At 47.1% G+C, this 16,425-nt stretch carries 11 protein-coding genes; 9 read left to right on the plus strand and 2 right to left on the minus strand.

All coding sequences use genetic code 11. The features are described 5' to 3' along the window. Nucleotides 1-259 precede the first annotated feature (259 nt). Entirely contained in the window at nt 260-2,194 is a 1,935-nt protein-coding gene (locus tag ACO0K9_RS20220; RefSeq protein WP_422987889.1) for an ABC transporter substrate-binding protein, read from the plus strand. A gap of 20 nt (nt 2,195-2,214) precedes the next feature. Here the strand turns inward: ACO0K9_RS20220 and ACO0K9_RS20225 are convergent, their stop codons facing one another. Continuing rightward, complete coding sequence (locus tag ACO0K9_RS20225; protein ID WP_422987890.1) at nt 2,215-4,095, minus strand: PHA/PHB synthase family protein; 1,881 nt, start codon at nt 4,093-4,095, stop codon at nt 2,215-2,217. Between the two features lie 392 nt (nt 4,096-4,487). Here ACO0K9_RS20225 and ACO0K9_RS20230 point away from each other — a divergent pair, with 392 nt between their 5' ends. The 3 genes from ACO0K9_RS20230 (at nt 4,488) to ACO0K9_RS20240 (ending at nt 8,082) form a co-directional block, all read left to right on the plus strand. Then, entirely contained in the window at nt 4,488-5,909 is a 1,422-nt protein-coding gene (locus ACO0K9_RS20230; RefSeq protein WP_422987891.1) for a bifunctional enoyl-CoA hydratase/phosphate acetyltransferase, read from the plus strand. Beyond that, nucleotides 5,906-7,153 (plus strand): acetate/propionate family kinase, encoded by a 1,248-nt coding sequence (locus tag ACO0K9_RS20235; RefSeq protein ID WP_422987892.1) that lies wholly within the window; start codon nt 5,906-5,908, stop codon nt 7,151-7,153. The genes ACO0K9_RS20230 and ACO0K9_RS20235 overlap by 4 nt, the downstream gene beginning before the upstream one ends. A 158-nt stretch (nt 7,154-7,311) precedes the next feature. Then, nucleotides 7,312-8,082 (plus strand): alpha/beta hydrolase, encoded by a 771-nt coding sequence (locus ACO0K9_RS20240; RefSeq protein ID WP_422987893.1) that lies wholly within the window; start codon nt 7,312-7,314, stop codon nt 8,080-8,082. 100 nt (nt 8,083-8,182) lie between these two features. On the opposite strand, the gene ACO0K9_RS20245 is transcribed toward ACO0K9_RS20240, so the two are convergent. Next, nucleotides 8,183-9,067: an alpha/beta fold hydrolase gene (locus tag ACO0K9_RS20245; protein ID WP_422987894.1), complete on the minus strand. Its 885-nt coding sequence runs from the start codon at nt 9,065-9,067 to the stop codon at nt 8,183-8,185. Nucleotides 9,068-9,432: 365 nt separating this feature from the next. Between ACO0K9_RS20245 and ACO0K9_RS20250 the strand changes: the two genes are divergently transcribed. The 5 genes from ACO0K9_RS20250 (at nt 9,433) to ACO0K9_RS20270 (ending at nt 16,064) form a co-directional block, all read left to right on the plus strand. Next, nucleotides 9,433-11,889: a glycosyltransferase gene (locus tag ACO0K9_RS20250; protein WP_422987895.1), complete on the plus strand. Its 2,457-nt coding sequence runs from the start codon at nt 9,433-9,435 to the stop codon at nt 11,887-11,889. Between the two features lie 441 nt (nt 11,890-12,330). After that, nucleotides 12,331-13,596 carry a tyrosine-type recombinase/integrase gene (locus ACO0K9_RS20255; protein ID WP_422987896.1) on the plus strand — a complete coding sequence of 422 codons (1,266 nt, stop codon included), beginning with the start codon at nt 12,331-12,333 and terminating at the stop codon, nt 13,594-13,596. Between the two features lie 90 nt (nt 13,597-13,686). Further along, nucleotides 13,687-14,385 carry a hypothetical protein gene (locus ACO0K9_RS20260; RefSeq protein ID WP_422987897.1) on the plus strand — a complete coding sequence of 233 codons (699 nt, stop codon included), beginning with the start codon at nt 13,687-13,689 and terminating at the stop codon, nt 14,383-14,385. A 135-nt stretch (nt 14,386-14,520) separates the two neighbouring features. Beyond that, nucleotides 14,521-14,769: a helix-turn-helix transcriptional regulator gene (locus tag ACO0K9_RS20265; protein WP_422987898.1), complete on the plus strand. Its 249-nt coding sequence runs from the start codon at nt 14,521-14,523 to the stop codon at nt 14,767-14,769. 242 nt (nt 14,770-15,011) lie between these two features. Continuing rightward, on the plus strand, nt 15,012-16,064 hold the full coding sequence (locus ACO0K9_RS20270; RefSeq protein WP_422987899.1) for a phage/plasmid replication protein, II/X family: 1,053 nt from the start codon (nt 15,012-15,014) through the stop codon (nt 16,062-16,064). Nucleotides 16,065-16,425 lie beyond the last annotated feature (361 nt).

A 16,425-nucleotide genomic window follows, 5' to 3' on the forward strand; every position in this document is an offset into this window, starting at 1 on the left:
ATAAACCGGAGATTATCGCAAATGACATATTTTAAATTCAAATCGTGGACACCCCTAAAACCGCCAAAACCAGCGCCTGCATTAGCTTTGCTGGCTTTACTTACCAATTTAACCGGACACTAGTGATTGCAGCATTCTCTTTAGTTTTGTTAATGTGTATTCAGTCAGGAAGTGGATTGCTGTTTCCCATTCCATGAAAACGAAATTCTTCCGACATGTACTGCTTGGTTTTGTGTGCCTGTGCATGCAAATGCTACCCATGCTCACACTGCCTGCGCATGCCGTTGAAAAAGTGCGGCTGCAATTGAAATGGACCCACGCCTTCCAGTTTGCCGGCTATTACGCTGCCAAGGAACTCGGCTATTACCGCGAGGCAGGCCTGGATGTCGATATCCAGCAGGCACAGCCCGGTCTGGATGTCATTGATGAAGTGGTGAGCGGAAAAGCAGAATATGGCATAGGCACCAGCAGCCTGATGCTGTCGCGCAAGGAAGGCAAGCCGGTCGTCGTCATCGCAGTGATTTTCCAGCATTCCCCCTTGATACTGATTTCCAGAAAGGATGCAGAACCACAGACTGTGCATGATCTGTCCGGAAAGCGCATCATGCTGGAACCACAATCCCAGGAATTGCTGGCTTACCTCAAGCGCGAAAACATCCCGTTTGATCAATTCAAGAAAATTGAACACAGCTTCAATGTGGACGATCTGGTGAATGGCAAGGTGGATGTCATGTCGGCCTATCTGACGAATGAACCTTTTCGGCTAGGGCAAGCCGGCATTGCTTACCACATCTATACGCCACGTTCTGTCGGCATTGATTTTTACGGGGACAATCTGTTCACCACCGACAAGGAAATCAAGGAGCACCCTGAACGTGTGAAAGCCTTCCGCGCGGCCAGCCTGCGGGGCTGGGAATATGCATTGCAACACCAGGAAGAAATTATCGACCTGATCCTGCAGCGTTATGTGGGCTTGAATAATCTGGCGTCGAATAAAGAGTTCTTTCATTATGAAGCAGCACAAACCAGCTACCTGTTGAGCCATGACCTGATCGCCATAGGCTATATGAACCCGGGGCGCTGGCGGCATATCGCCGATACCTATGCAGAACTGGGAATGTTGCCAGCCAATTTCTCTATGGATGATTTTTTGTACGAGCCAAATCCAGAGGTTAACTTGAGCTGGTTCTATGTATGGAGCCTGTTCGCACTGATTTTTGTTGGCATCGTTGGTAGTGTTGCACTGTATATTTTGCGCGTGAACCGTCGGCTGGCCCATAGCCTGGACGAAATTCGCAAAAACGAACTCAGGCTGAGTTTCCTGTCTTCTGCAATAGAACACAGTCCGACATCGGTCATTATTACCGACGCCAATAGCGTGATTGAATACGTCAATCCGCATTTTACGATCGACACGGGTTATGCCGCAGAAGAAGTGATCGGTAAAAAACCCAGTATTCTGCAGTCAGGCCAAGTTAAGCCGGAAATTTACCAGGCCATGTGGCAGCAGTTGCTGCGCGGCGAAGAATGGACTGGTGAACTGATCAACCGCCGCAAGAATGGCGAATTGTATTGGGAAGAAGCACATATCGCGCCTGTGAAAAATGCAGCAGGAAAAACCACGCATTATGTCGCCGTGAAAGTGGATGTCAGTGAGCGCAAGCTGGTCAACGATAAGCTGGCTTACCTGGCGCACCATGACAGCCTGACGAGCTTGCCCAACCGTATTTTATTTTTTGAACGTCTGGCGCAAGGGTTGGCGCTGGCGAAAAGAAACAAGACAAGGCTGGCGCTGATGTATATAGACCTGGACCGTTTCAAGCCCATCAATGATAGCTTTGGTCATGCCGTAGGTGATGTCTTGCTGCAGCAGGCGGCAGAACGCATGAAACATTGCCTGCGCGATTCAGACACGGTGGGGCGCATAGGTGGCGATGAATTTGTGGCTCTGACCCTGAACGTCAGCGATGAACAAAGTGCCGGTGTGCTGGCGGAAAAAATCCGTCTTGCGCTGACGGCACCGTTTTTGATTGCCGACAATACCCATTTCATTTCTGCCAGCATAGGCATAGCCATCTATCCCGACCATGGCATGACAGAGCTGGAACTCGCGAAGAAAGCCGATCTGGCCATGTACGCCGCCAAGGCGAAAGGACGTGACCAGGTGATCTTGTATTCTCCTGGTATGGAGTAAGTAGTCAACAAAGACCGCAATTATTTTTCAAAAACATACGTGCCAGGTGCTGCCCCCAGTTGATTATCCACTACGGGCTGAGCCTTGATTTTATGTGAGCTGGAATGGCTAGCCAGCCAGGCTTGCCAGTGGTTCCACCACGAACCTTGTTCCGTTGACGCGGCATGCAGCCAGTCATCCGCCTGTTGATAGAACTCACCGCGTTTATCTGACGCCAGATGCTGATACGTCCTGTGGGCATGGCCAGGCTCGGATACAATGCCGGCATTGTGCCCGCCAGACGCAAGCACAAAATCGATGGGCGCATCGCACAGTAAATGAATCTTGTAGACGGAACGCCATGGCGATACATGGTCACGTACCGTGCCGACTACATACATGGGTACGCGGATATTGTTCAATGCAACCGCGTGACCGTGTACTTCATAACGGCCTTCTGCCAGATCATTGTGCAGGAACAGGTGCTTCAGGTATTCACTATGCATGCGATAGGGCATGCGGGTCGTATCGGCATTCCATGACATCAGGTCATTCGGCGAATTACGGGTACCCAACTGGTACTCGCGCATGATTTTCGACCAGATCAGATCGCGTGAATTCAGCAACTGGAATGAGCCTGTCATTTGTTCGCCTGTCAGGTAACCTTGCTCCCACATTTGCGCGTCCAGCATGGCAATCTGGCTTTCGTCAATGAACAGACCCAGTTCCCCCGGTTCGCTAAAGTCAGTTTGTGCTGCCAGCAGGTTGACGGTCTGTATTTTGGGTAAGTCCGATCTGAAATCTTCAGCATGTCCACTGGCCAGTGCCGCTGCACCTATGGCAAGCAAGCTGCCGCCCAGGCAATAACCGACGGTATGGACGGGTTTGTGCTTTGCAAGCTGACCGACTTCCGCTAGAGCGCTGAACAAGCCGCTGTCGAGATAGTCTTGCATGCTGAGGTCGCGGTCTTCCTTGCCAGGATTTTTCCACGAAATCATGAACACCGTATGACCCTGACTGACGAGGAAGCGCACCATGGAATTATGTGGTGACAAATCAAGGATGTAATATTTCATGATCCATGAAGGCACGATCAGCACGGGTTCTGCATATACTTTTGCGGTCTGCGGCGTGTACTGTATGAGTTCAATCAGGTGATTGCGAAAGACCACCTTGCCTTCGGTAACCGCCACGTCACGGCCTGGTTGATACGCCAGTTGTTGATTGTCATGTTTGCCGGTATCAATGCCGGGTGGCTGGTATTCCATGCCCTTATCCCGCATCCAGTGCGTGGCGCCGCTAATCAGGTTTTTTCCTGCCGAGGCTTTGGTTGCTGCAATCACTTCCGGATTGAGCCAGGGCATATTCGACGGTGACATCATGTCCAGCAATTGACGCGACATGAAGTTGACCACGTTTTCGTGATGGGCAGTTACACCACGTATGCCGGTCGTAGCTTTTTGCCAGAACGCTTGTCTTTGCAGGAAATACTGGCTGAATGCATTGAAAGGCCAGTTTGACCAGCCAGCATCAGCGAAGCGGCTATCGGATGCCGGCGGATGAATTGCAGACCCGGCCCCAGTTGCGGCTGTTGTATCTGTGGCCTTGCCCAACAGTGCTGGTGCCAGCAGTTCGGGCCAACTGGCGATTTGTTTTTGCACGAGATTCAACAATTCCAATTGTTTGCCTGGTGAGACGGCGAGGTGTATCGCCCAGTCCATCACTGCCAGTGTGACACTGGCCGGTGAGATGCCGCCCGTCAGCTTGGCAATATGATTTTGCAGTGCCATATCCAGCGGGTGAATTTCTGCCTCATTGCCGCTGAGGTAGCAAATCTGCTGAGCTTGCTGCGGTGCGTAGGATGCACGGCCAGCAGAGCCAGAAGTTGGCGCTGGAGCAGTCTGACTGTAATCGGATTTCATCTGTGCTTCCTCAAAAGGATGTACAGCCATTCTTGCAAACAAGACAGTGAACCGAGTTGATGCTGATCAACTGTATTGTGCAAATGCAGCAATATACTTAGCCTACTCTTCTTCGGTGAATTCATGATGACCCTTGATGACCCTGTTTTGCCCTTCTTGCCTATATGGACACGCACAAGCACGCACAAGTAATAGCAGGGCGAGGGCTGAAAAATCCTGCCTACGGTGTAATAAAATCTATCTTGTAGACTATGGGAATAAGGGTTCTGATCAAAAGTTTGATCTGCATCAATGTCGCGGCGATCAGCGATGCGCCTTCCTGTATGACGGGGCAGACTTTGTAGGTAGACGCTGGCTATCATGTCGTTAATTAAGCTTACCTCAGGAATCACATGAATACGATACGTATAGATACGAACGAACAAGACATCATCTCAAACATCGTCTACGAAGATTTGCAGATAGGCCAGACAGCCAGCCAGGTTCGTACTCTGACAAATACAGATATACAAGCCTTTGCCACCGTATCTGGCGACGTCAATCCGGCCCATCTGGATGCTGAGTATGCGGAACATACGCTATTCCACGGTGTCATTGCCCATGGTATGTGGGGTGGGGCATTGATTTCCACTATCCTGGGCACACGTCTGCCAGGGCCGGGCACGATTTATCTTGAACAAAACCTGCACTTCGTCAAACCTGTGCGCATCGGTGATACGCTCACTGTATATGTGACGGTAGTGTCAAAAGAGGATGAAAAAAAACACGTCACCCTGGATTGCGAAATCCTGAACCAGAAAGGTGACAGGGTGGTCTACGGCAACGCGCTGGTCATCGCCCCGACGGAAAAAGTCAGTCGCCCGCGTGCGCACCTGCCAACAATGACCATGTTTGATTTGGGGGAGCGGCAGCGTAGCTTGCTTGATAGCGTCAAAAACTTGCCCGCGATACGCTGTGCCGTGGTGCATCCCTGTGATGCCGATTCATTGCAGGGGGCTGTGGATGCAGCAAAGCAGGGCCTGATCATTCCCATTTTGATCGCTCCGGCAGAAAAGCTCGCAGCAGTAGCAAGTGCTGCTCGCATTGATATCAGTGGCTTTCAACTGATTGATGTCGCCCATAGCCATGCCGCAGCGGAGATGGCCGCGGGGATGGCTGCCAGCGGCCAGGTTGAAGCACTGATGAAAGGCAGTTTGCATACCGATGAACTCATGCATGCGGTCGTTGAATGTACAGCCTTGCGCACCAAACGCCGCCTGTCACATGTGTATCACCTGGACGTACCCATGTATCACAAGCTTTTGCTGCTAACCGATGCTGCCCTGAATATTTACCCCACATTGACAGATAAGGCCGACATATTGCAAAACGCCATCAATCTGGCACATGCATTGAATATCCCTGAACCCAAGGTGGCATTATTGTCTGCAGTAGAAACGGTTAACCCCAAGATCAATTCCACCATTGATGCCGCAGCTTTATGCAAGATGGTAGAAAGAAAGCAAATCACTGGGGCGATTGTTGACGGCCCCCTGGCTTTCGACAATGCCATATCTGCCCGTGCGGCGCAGATCAAAGGCATAGTCTCTGCCGTTTCTGGTGATGTCGACATCCTCATGGTGCCTGATCTGGAGTCTGGCAATATGCTGGGCAAGCAATTTGAATATCTGGCCGGTGCCGCCACATGCGGCGTGGTGGTCGGTGCCAAGGTGCCGATTGCCCTCACCAGCCGTGCTGATGGCCCATCTTCGCGGGTAGCCTCGGCTGCCCTGATCAAATTGCTGGCGTATGCGTACCGGAAAAACGCACCATGAAAAGCCCAGTCATCCTGTCAGTGAATGCAGGCTCGTCGAGCATCAAATTTGCGTTGTATCCCCTTACTGATGAAGGTGTGACCAGGACCAAGCTGACGGGTGTCATCGAGGGCTTGCAACCAGGCGGCAAGCCCCTGATCAAATTCAGCGCAGGTACGGAAACCAAAGCGTTGGCGTTGGATGAGGCCGCAATCCATACCGCTCGCGGTGATCAGTTCGCTGCTGCGCTGCAAGCCCTGCACGGTTTGTTGATGACGCATAGTGCGGACATACACATTAAAGCCGTTGCCCATCGCATTGTCCACGGTGGCGAACGGTTTTCTGCTTCTATCGTGATGGATGATGATGCACTCAATTATTTGCATACGCTGGATACACTGGCACCTTTGCATCAACCTCATAATCTGGATGGCGTAGTTGCTTTTAGTCGTGCATATCCTGACATACCGCAGATAGCTTGCTTCGATACCGGCTTTCACGCCACTATGCCAGATTGTGAAACCACGCTGGCCTTACCGCAGGTTTTGCGCGCCGCAGGTATACGCCGTTACGGTTTTCATGGCCTGTCGTATCGTTATGTTGCCAGCCATCTTGCCCAGCAATCGGCGCGGGCTTTTGATCCCGCTGCCGGTCGCGTCATCATGCTGCATCTGGGCAATGGTGCCAGTGGCTGCGCCATGAGAAATGGCAAAAGTATCGCCAGCTCCATGGGTTTTTCTGCACTCGATGGCCTGATGATGGGCACCCGTTGTGGCGCACTCGACCCCGGCGTCTTGCTGCACTTGGTGCAACAGGGCTGGGATGAAAAACGACTGGAAACAACTTTGTACAAGGAATCTGGTTTGCTGGGTGTCTCCGGCATATCTGCCGACATGCGTACCCTGCGTGGCAGTAAAGACCCGCAAGCCAGCTTCGCCATCGACTTGTTCACCTACCGCGTCATACGCGAATGCGGCGCATTAAGCGCCTGCCTGAACGGCCTGGATGTGCTGGTATTTACCGGCGGCATAGGGGAGCATGACACCATCCTCAGGCAGCAGGTAGCAGAAGGTCTGGCTTACCTCGGCGTGCAGGTGGACACAGCAAAGAACAATGCTGCCCGTGGTGACGACATTGCCCCCATTCATACCCACAACAGCAGCACAGAAGTCTGGGTAGTGCCCACTGATGAAGGACGCATCGCAGCCATGGATGCGCAGCAGCTACTGCATACAATGCATGGAGATGTGTTTTTGCAAGCGTAATTTGCATGAATTGCCTAAAAATGATCATTTGTTGTGGGAATATGCAATCATTAACGCAAATGTTTTTTGCAGAGAGTGATTAAATTGGCCGGCGGTGCGTATTTTTCCGCATATTGCTGTCCGGCTGGATATCTGCGTCGAGATAAGGAGGAAGCTGCATGATAAAAAATTTAATAGCGGCAATCTTGTTGATGATCACTGTCACGGCTCACGCTGCAGGGCAAGTCTTTATAGTGCCAACTCGTCCAGGCATTAGTACCACTCTGTTTTGGGAAGCTGTGGAGGGTGCAAAGGCCACGGTATTTATTTTCCCCGGTGGCGGCGGTGGATTTGGCAAAGTCATAGAGGGCAAGCCTGGCAGTACTAACTTTCTGGTGCGTTCACTGCCATACTTTTTGAGTAAGGGCTTCAATGTGGCAATTTTCGGCCGACCTGATGATACCGAAGATCTGGATTATGCCGACCGCATTAGTGATAAGCATATGGCTGATGTTCGTGCCATGCTGGAATATGTACAAAGGCAGAGCTCTGCGCCAGTATGGATTGTTGGCACCAGTAAAGGCACGGTTTCTGCCACCGCTGCAGCGATCAAGCTGCAAGATACTGCAATTGCTGGCCTGGTATTGACGTCCAGTATTGTGAACTACAAAAAGCCAGGAGCTGTACCCAAACAGGATTTATCGGCCATCAAGATACCAACACTGGTACTTCATCATAGCAAGGACGCCTGCAGTCAATGCCAGCCATATGAGGTGCCGGCAATTTTGCGTGGATTGACCAATGCGCCAGTGAAAAAAATGATTCTGGCAGATGGCGGGTCCAATCCCGGTGGCGACGTCTGTGCAGCGCTGCACTGGCACGGTTTTATCGGTATGGAAAAAGAGGCAGTTGACATGATCTCTGAATGGATCAAAAACCCTTTACCTTGATGTTTATTTGACCGTCGTCGGTGTTGGTCCAGCATGTCATTTCACATGAAAGCATGTTTTGCATCATGTCGGTAAATTGCTACTGTCGTGGGCCAGGTCTCTATTTTGTGCCGGGCAGCTTGCGTAGCCAAGCATCGACCACGGCGGTAGCCGCAAAATCGGTGCTGCCAAGTGATCTGTTGATATCCAGATGACCGCGCAAACCTTGGCCGGTAAAGCCATGGAGTTCCGCTGAAGTGCCGGCCTGTGTGAGGGCGGCAGCCAATGCCTCGGATTGTGCCTTGCCGTCGGCGCGATCGATATGAATGATCAGGAACGCGGGCGCATTCGGTGCGGCAGCATGAAACGTCGGAGACAAGGCTCGCTGGCGTGCGGGGTCGTTTCCGAACGCTTCTACATAGGTTTTACCCATGAAGGCTCCGCCATCGGCAATTTGGCGCGGCACGTCATAACAGGCGCCATCCAGTGCGATGATACCGCGAACATCCGATAAGGACAGGCCGGCTGCCGCTAGGTACTTCGGGTCGGTACCGACCAAAGCGACCAAATGCGCCCCGGCACTATGGCCCATCAGAATGATGCGTGACGCATCGATCCCCAGTTTCCCGGCATTGCCCCGCAGCCAGGCAACGGCTGCGGACACATCAGCAGCCTGCTGTTCCACGCTTGCGGCTGGAACCAGGCGGTAATTGATGGAGGCAAAGGCATAACCTTCACCGATCAAATGATTGACTTTTTGCATGCCAGTGGCGTTTTTTTTGTCCCCGCGTTTCCATCCTCCACCATGGACAAACAAGATGAGCGGTGCAGGTTTGGCGACTGTCGCTTGCCAAAAATCCAGCTTCTGCAAGGGGGCCGGGCCATACGCATATTCTGCTTGCGCTACGCCTGGCACCATAGACGCAGGTGCCGTCATTGCGGCTGGTGGCCCTTCCTGTGATTGTGCTGCATGACCCGAGACAACAAATGAAGATAGCAATGCCACGAACAGACTGCATGCAAGCTGCTTTTGAATATACTCACGTATCATTTTTACCCCATGCCAGCTTCGTGTGTGAATGATGAACAAGGGCTTCATGTCAAAAGAATATCGCATTGTAGTTGTCCGCCAATATTGGTAATTTAATTTGGTAGAATGCAAAAAAATAGCGTTGGCGCTTTTCTGTTCGTGCCGGTGAGTCAATGATACTTTCAATAACAATTAAGCTGCAAAGGGATTTTGAGTCACTCTTTGCATCACATTGAACGATAAACGTGCGATTCGCCCATCTTGATGACGGACATATTCAGGCAACCTCAGGTTTTTATTCTACACGTTGGAATAAGAATTGAATAAATTGAAAGAGTTACATGAAGCAGTTGGCAATAGTTACCATCGTATCTAATAATTATCTGCATTACGCCCGCACATTGATGCAAAGCGTAGCATTGCATCATCCTGAGGCAAAACCTTATTGCGTCATTGTTGACGCCGATTTGTCTCCAAGTGCAGAATTGTCTCAAGAATTTGAAGCGATTCCTCTTTCGTCGCTTGACTTGCCATTTGGCGATGAATTTCTGTTTCAATATACGATTCTTGAACTCAATACCGCGGTAAAACCTTGGGCCCTGCAACATCTACTTGACCTTGGTCATAGCCAGGTTTTGTATATTGATCCCGATATTTATTTGTATAAACCATTGCAGGAAGTCACGGACTTGCTGAATGATGGCGCTAGTGTCGTCCTCACACCGCATTTGCTCGAACCAATTACAGATACACAAAATCCGACTGAACTTTCCATTCGTATGGCAGGAACGTATAACTTGGGGTTTTGTGCCCTGAGTGAGCAGCATGTTACGAGACAATTTTTGAAATGGTGGCAAGCCAAGCTTGAACGAAATTGTGTCGTCGATTTTCCTAATGGTGTTTTTGTAGACCAAAGTTGGGTAGATTTGGCTCCTGGGCTGTTCGACCATGTAAGGGTTTTACGTCATCCAGGATATAACGTAGCCTATTGGAATCTGGCTCAGCGCCAGTTCAGCGGAGAGGCAGATCAGTACAAAGTCAATCAACAGGATCTGGTTTTTTTCCACTTTAGCGGAATCGATCCGCAACAACCACAAAATCTGTCCAAGCATCAAAATCGTTTTTCATTAGATACGGTCGAGCCGATAGTGAAAACGCTGGTACTTCAGTATTGCAGCAATGTGGTTGCCAATGGGTTGGATAAATTTCGCAATCTACCCTATGCCTATGCGCGTTTTAAAAACGATTCCCTGATTTCTGCTGAGATGCGTAAGCAATATCGCCTTAGTCCTAGACTAAGAAAAACGATGGGAGAAAAACCATTTGAATGGTCTAAACCATTAAATGTATCGCCTAACTCCACCGGACCTGAGCGTCTTAACGACATTTATTATTACTTTTTAAATCGTTCACCAGATCCATCTGCCTTGCAGCGATACGTGAATTCTGGTGAGCAGCTATTTTCTTACCTGAAAACGGCTTTGGCAGTGGGAATTTCACCGGAAAGCAGACGTATTCGTGGATGGAAGCGGCGTCTTTTGCTTTGGCCATTTTGGTTGGCAGTGAAGAGTAGCATGTCAGACGGTGTACCTGTTTACGCTGCCGCAAGTCATCAAAATGAGAACCCGTCCGAAAAAATTATTAAATCAAAAATCACCTCGAAGGCATTGGGTATTAATTTGATTGGCTATATTAATGCCGAACTTGGTGTGGGCGAGGCAGCACGGTCGCTGGCGCGTGCCTGTCGGGCAACTGGTGTTCCATATTCTGTGGTTGATGTCGGTTTTCAATCCTCTAATTTGCAACGCGATAGAGAAGCCTTGCTGCATGCCAGTGATAGCCGGTTTTCTATTGATATGGTGTACGTCAACGCAGATCAAACCGTCAGTATCATCGAGCATCTGAAAGATAATCATCTTGAAAGTGCATACAAGATCGGTTTTTGGCATTGGGAACAACCTGAAATTCCACAATCTCACTTTGCATCCTTTGAGCATCTGGATGAAATCTGGGTGCCATCGACCTTCGTGTATGACGCTGTGGCCGCTGTGTCACCAGTGCCGGTAGTAATTATCCCGCATGCTTTACATGTCAAGGCAACGCCTGGCGCTGATCGCAATGAATTTGGCCTGCCAGCGGATAAATTGCTGGCGCTGATGATGTATGATTTCCATTCATATCAGTATCGCAAAAATCCCCAGGCCGCTATCGCCGCATTTCGTGAGGCAATCAAAGGGCGTAATGATGCTGTTCTGGTCGTCAAGACGATCAATAGCGAACATCATCCCGAAGCATCTGCCGAATTAAACGACTACCTCGCAGATTTGCCGGGAACTATCGTACTCGACCAGTTTCTGACCCGCCAGCAGACGTGGGATTTGCAGTCTTGCTGCGATATGCTTATTTCTCTTCATCGGGCTGAAGGTTTTGGCTTGGCACCCGCGGAAATGATGGCGCTGGGAAAACCGGTAGTGGCAACTGGGTGGTCTGCCAATATGGATTTTATGAACCATGAGAATTCCATGCCTGTTAAATATACACTGCAGGCACTCGAAAAAACGATAGGTGCGTATCCTGCTGGCCCGCTGTGGGCAGAGGCCGACATCGATCATGCAGCGTCATGCATTCGTCAATTACTCGATCAACCAGAATTGCGGTTGCGTTTAGGTCAGCAGGCCATGCGTGATATTCAGAAGCAGTTAAATCCGGAAACTGTGGGCAAACTCGTTAAGGACCGTCTGTCCACGATATCGCATTGGAATCCAAGCTTGCGAGGCAAGGACATGAGTACTGTCTAAAATTTGCTCTTCCACAGGTGCCGTAGAAAAGCTTGCTTTGGAAGAGCGGTAATTAGAATGGTTCTTATTAAATTCGGTGTGAACTTTTGCACAATACATGGTGGTTCAGTATTGACTCAGTTTTTTCAAAATGAACGAAAGTGATATGAAGGGCACTGTTGATTATTCAGTGCTCTTCATAGAGGACAATTTGTCGCAGTTTGAAACTATTACCGCAATAAGCTTTGTAGCTGGATTTGTCGTTATGATTTTAAATGATTGAAAACTCACATTAAAATAATATCGTACTGCTTTGATTTGATGCCATTACAATCCAAGATAGATTTTTTTATTATTATAACATATTGATTTTAAAAGAAATATTTCCACATTGTTCCCTGTTAATCTTACTCGTTCTTAACTATAATGTGTAGCTATGTATGTAGCTAATTAAGGGCGAAGATGGCAAAAAAAATCATTCAAAAATTAGAATCACTTCAATTGCAGCATTGGATACGCGCAGTGAATGCTGGCAAAGCACCTACAGAAAGAGATTCTGTTACCAAAATAGTTACCCCATTGGTAATGCCATTGGCTAGGTCAGATGGTGGAGGGTTGACGTTTACACTTTCAATCTCTGGCACAGCCTCATGGATATTGCGTTATAGATTTGGTGGAAGAGCACGAGAAGTCACTATAGGCAATTATCCTGATATAGGGCTGAATGAGGCTAGGACAATTGCTCGTGAAAAGAGGGCGAAAATTGATCGCGGAATAGATCCTGCGCTCATAAAAAGTAAAGCTAAGGCTTCGGCTATAGCTGATCTAACCGTCAGAGATCTAGCAGAAGATTATCGGCAGAAGGTTTTAACAAATTTGTCGATTAGCACACAACGAACGTACAGTCGAAACCTGTCCAGAGTCGAAACTAGCATTGGCTCATACAAGGTGTCACAAGTTACGCCAATTGACATCGTCTCATTAATTGAAAAATCAAAATTACCTTGGGTCGAAGCCAATATGTTGCTTTGTACGGTTAAAATGCTTTTTAAGCATGCTGCCGGTCGGAGGCTTGTGGCTGCAAATCCCTGCATTGGAGTTCAGATTAGTTCTCTATTGGGAAAGCGGCCAGCAATTCGACGGCGCTTAATGTTATCTGAAAAGGAATTACTGCAACTGTTCAACTCAAATATGAGTAACGAGAATATGTTGACGGTAAAAATTTTACTTGGGACTGCCGTACGTTCTGGCGAGCTAATCAATGCTAAATGGGAAGATTTTGATCTTGCAAATGGTGTGTGGAATGTGCAAAAAACCAAGACTGGTAGAGCTATACAAATACCTTTAACTGAAGCAGTAATATCTTGGTTACGCGAATTGAAGATTTTGGCTTTTGACTCACAATTTGTTCTGCCTGCAAGGAAGGAAGCAAGAAAAGCTCGAAATGGAGGTGATGCAGCAATAAATCCAAATACCTTCGGTGAAGCAATCCAATACTGGCTAGAGGAATATAAACCAGATATACGCAGATTTACCCCACATGATTTGAGATCAACTGCCAAAAGCCATCTTAGAGCTTTAGGTGTTCCTAGGGATATCACTGAAATGTGTTTGAATCACAAGTTACCTGGTGTTGAGGGCGTATATGACATTCACACCTACTTTGAAGAGCGTAAAGCTGCTTTAACAAAATGGGCCGCATATTTGCAGAAAATTGAGATGTCGTAATTAGAAATTCAGTATGACCTGCAGTTTTAGTTACTAGTCGTGCTACCAGCACTCCGTCTTTCTAGATGTTATTTTGTAAAATGTTATTTTATGAATCAACCTGATAAATTCAATCGTCCAAACGGCTATGACTTTAAGTGGTACGGCAAATATGAAGTTTGGAGTGACCAGGAATGGGCATGGCAGTTTCTGCGTCGAAATAGTGAGTTTCGAAGACGATGTAAGGCATTACGCGACTTGCTGCCTGATGAGCAAAAGAAGGAACAAATTGGAATTGCTAGACAATTTGGTCTCAAAAAATTTAAGTGCGCAACCAAAGGTGGTCGGCCGCCTTCTTTCAATAAAATTTCTACATGGTCCCAACTTTCACTTGATGAAGTAAAAACGCTGAAAATTAATTTGCATAGTGGGCAAACAGTAATTCGGTTTGATGTTCTTCCTGCTGTATTGGATGCTAATGCAATTGAAATGCAATTGTCTCAAGCGCGGGAAATACTCAAAAAAAAACTTAAAGACCATTGTAGTGCGCCTCCGGGACGACATTTGCAGCGCAAAACTCCAACTGAATTTCTGGCCCATTTGCGGATTCTTGACGCTAAATTAGCGAAAACTGATGGGTTATTAAAAGATAGCGAGTCAACAATCTATGGAAAATTGTACCCCAATCATCTTGAATTGACTGCGGACGAAAAACGCCAAAAATTTAGAGATGCTTATAAGTTGGCACGGAAATGGGCGGAACATTATTACCTTACATTAGCCATTTCGTCGCAAGAAAAAAAGGGATGAAAATGGGGGGAGATTACTGAGTTTTTATTTCCCCCTGGGGGAGTAAAACATATTTTTTTATGCGTCTGGAAGGTTGCAACTACACATGAGAAAGTGCCGTCTATACCGTAATACGGGACAACAAAAGGACGTCACATGAAAATTTCATTAACTTCAAAAACAACTCGTGATGCAGTCAATCTGTCGGTTGATTGTCCAAGGCAAATTGTCTTTCTTCGACGAAGATCTGTTGAAGCTATCACTGGATTATCGCGTTCTGGAATATATGCCAAGATGGCAGATGGAACGTTCCCTAAATGTGTAAGAATTTCGACCAAAAGTGTCCGGTGGCTTGAGGGGGAAGTACTTTCATGGTGTGAAAAAAAAATAAAAGAACGTCGCTAGTCAATTCAATAAAATGGGATTTCGAAACCAAAAAAATCCATGTGAGATTTGTGCAAACGTTTTTCTGTCTATGTCAATTTGTCTTCGTCACTATTTTCATTACCTAATCGTGGCACTGTAATACATAGTGTTCATACACTTAAACTACATAATGAACATTGCTTTAAATAAGACAAAAGACTATGTATTTGATGGATAAACCTTATCAAATCAGTCGTCAATAGTACGTTTTTATCATCATCATGAACCTACCACTAAATACAGAATTCAATATTGATACAGTCAGTTTTTCAGTCAAGAACGCATTTGTAAATTTGCAGCATTTGAATCCAACTTATCAGCATGTAACGCGCAATGGCGAAGATAAATATATTCGTTCTAATCGGACGCTAATTGCTGGTGCAAATAAGAGGCATAGAATTGCAGTTAGATATGATGAAACAAATAAGGAGCTTGAAATTGAAGGAGCACTTTATGCTTTTTTATATGGACAAAATGTCTATACTACTTCTAACTTGAAGTGGACATGTCTACGTGTTTTGGAAGAGTTAAAGAATACGCTGGGTACAGTTGCCACGAGTGACGACGTTAAAGCAACTTGGAAAGCTGGTCATCTTGACTTAAATCGAGTTGATATCGCTGTTAACTTTCGCTTTAAATCAAAGAGTCAAGTACACAAAGTTTTGCAACAAGTTGCTCTTCAGTTGAATTGCTCTAAGAGTTCTATACGTCGAGTCAGGACAAGTATCTATTGGTGTCCAGAATATGGAAAAAAATTTCAGATTGTAGCGTATGCCAAGGGACCGCAAATGCAGGCAAAAAATAAGCATGATGTGTCTGAAGTAAATCTGGAATATATGCAATTGATGGATGATTGTGAAAATGTTTTGCGGATTGAACTGCGTTTATATCGTGCGGCTCTAAAAGAACTGGGTCTGTCTCAGGTCTTAGATTGGAAGATAAATACGCCACGCAAAATATTTGCGCAATACTTCGAGCGTATGCATTTATTAAATGTTTTGAGCGGCCCTCTGACTAGTGCAGATTTTGATAGTGTCACCGACCGTATGAAACCAGTGATCGCGTTATTAAAACTAGGTGCCAATATGGATAAGATTTATTCTGCCAGGACATTAGCTAGACATAGAACTTATTTTCGAAAAAAAAATATTGATATTTCGGTGCCCACATGTGAAGTGAAAGCAAAAAACTTAGGACAATTACTAAGTAGTAGAAATCGCGTCATGTTGCCACCAAACTGGTTAACATTGTGTAAAAAAAGTCGATCCAGCTAATTGAGTTCAAGGATGATAATCGAGGGAATGTAAACCTAAGGATATGCTGTGCACGTTAGTGTGTTAGGGGGCGATTTGTGTACACAAATCGCCCCCTATTCATAGATGCCGTAGATCATAATTGGCAAATTGCATATTCTCATCGAGATAGCCACGCATTATCAGTTGAAGGTGAGCAGCCATAGGCATCACAAAGTAGCCATACTTTGGCAGCTTGTCGACGGAGTTACTCGCTGGGTTAACCGAAACAAGTAAATACTGACCATCATCTTGAATTTCCGCATATATCGTGACGTTCAATATTGATGTACATGTTGAAAAAATTACCATAAAATGTGTGTTGCACAATCTGCACTATTTT

The organism is Undibacterium sp. Ji50W (assembly GCF_049340445.1).
GTDB lineage: Bacteria > Pseudomonadota > Gammaproteobacteria > Burkholderiales > Burkholderiaceae_D > Undibacterium.

Excerpts from the sequence above, each read along its gene's own strand:
- ACO0K9_RS20220 (WP_422987889.1), top strand. The coding sequence starts at position 260 with ATGCTCACACTGCCTGCGCATGCCGTTGAAAAAGTGCGGCTGCAATTG.
- ACO0K9_RS20225 (WP_422987890.1), bottom strand. The coding sequence starts at position 4,095 with ATGAAATCCGATTACAGTCAGACTGCTCCAGCGCCAACTTCTGGCTCT.
- ACO0K9_RS20230 (WP_422987891.1), top strand. The coding sequence starts at position 4,488 with ATGAATACGATACGTATAGATACGAACGAACAAGACATCATCTCAAAC.
- ACO0K9_RS20235 (WP_422987892.1), top strand. The coding sequence starts at position 5,906 with ATGAAAAGCCCAGTCATCCTGTCAGTGAATGCAGGCTCGTCGAGCATC.
- ACO0K9_RS20240 (WP_422987893.1), top strand. The coding sequence starts at position 7,312 with ATGATAAAAAATTTAATAGCGGCAATCTTGTTGATGATCACTGTCACG.
- ACO0K9_RS20250 (WP_422987895.1), top strand. The coding sequence starts at position 9,433 with ATGAAGCAGTTGGCAATAGTTACCATCGTATCTAATAATTATCTGCAT.
- ACO0K9_RS20255 (WP_422987896.1), top strand. The coding sequence starts at position 12,331 with ATGGCAAAAAAAATCATTCAAAAATTAGAATCACTTCAATTGCAGCAT.
- ACO0K9_RS20260 (WP_422987897.1), top strand. The coding sequence starts at position 13,687 with ATGAATCAACCTGATAAATTCAATCGTCCAAACGGCTATGACTTTAAG.
- ACO0K9_RS20265 (WP_422987898.1), top strand. The coding sequence starts at position 14,521 with ATGAAAATTTCATTAACTTCAAAAACAACTCGTGATGCAGTCAATCTG.
- ACO0K9_RS20270 (WP_422987899.1), top strand. The coding sequence starts at position 15,012 with ATGAACCTACCACTAAATACAGAATTCAATATTGATACAGTCAGTTTT.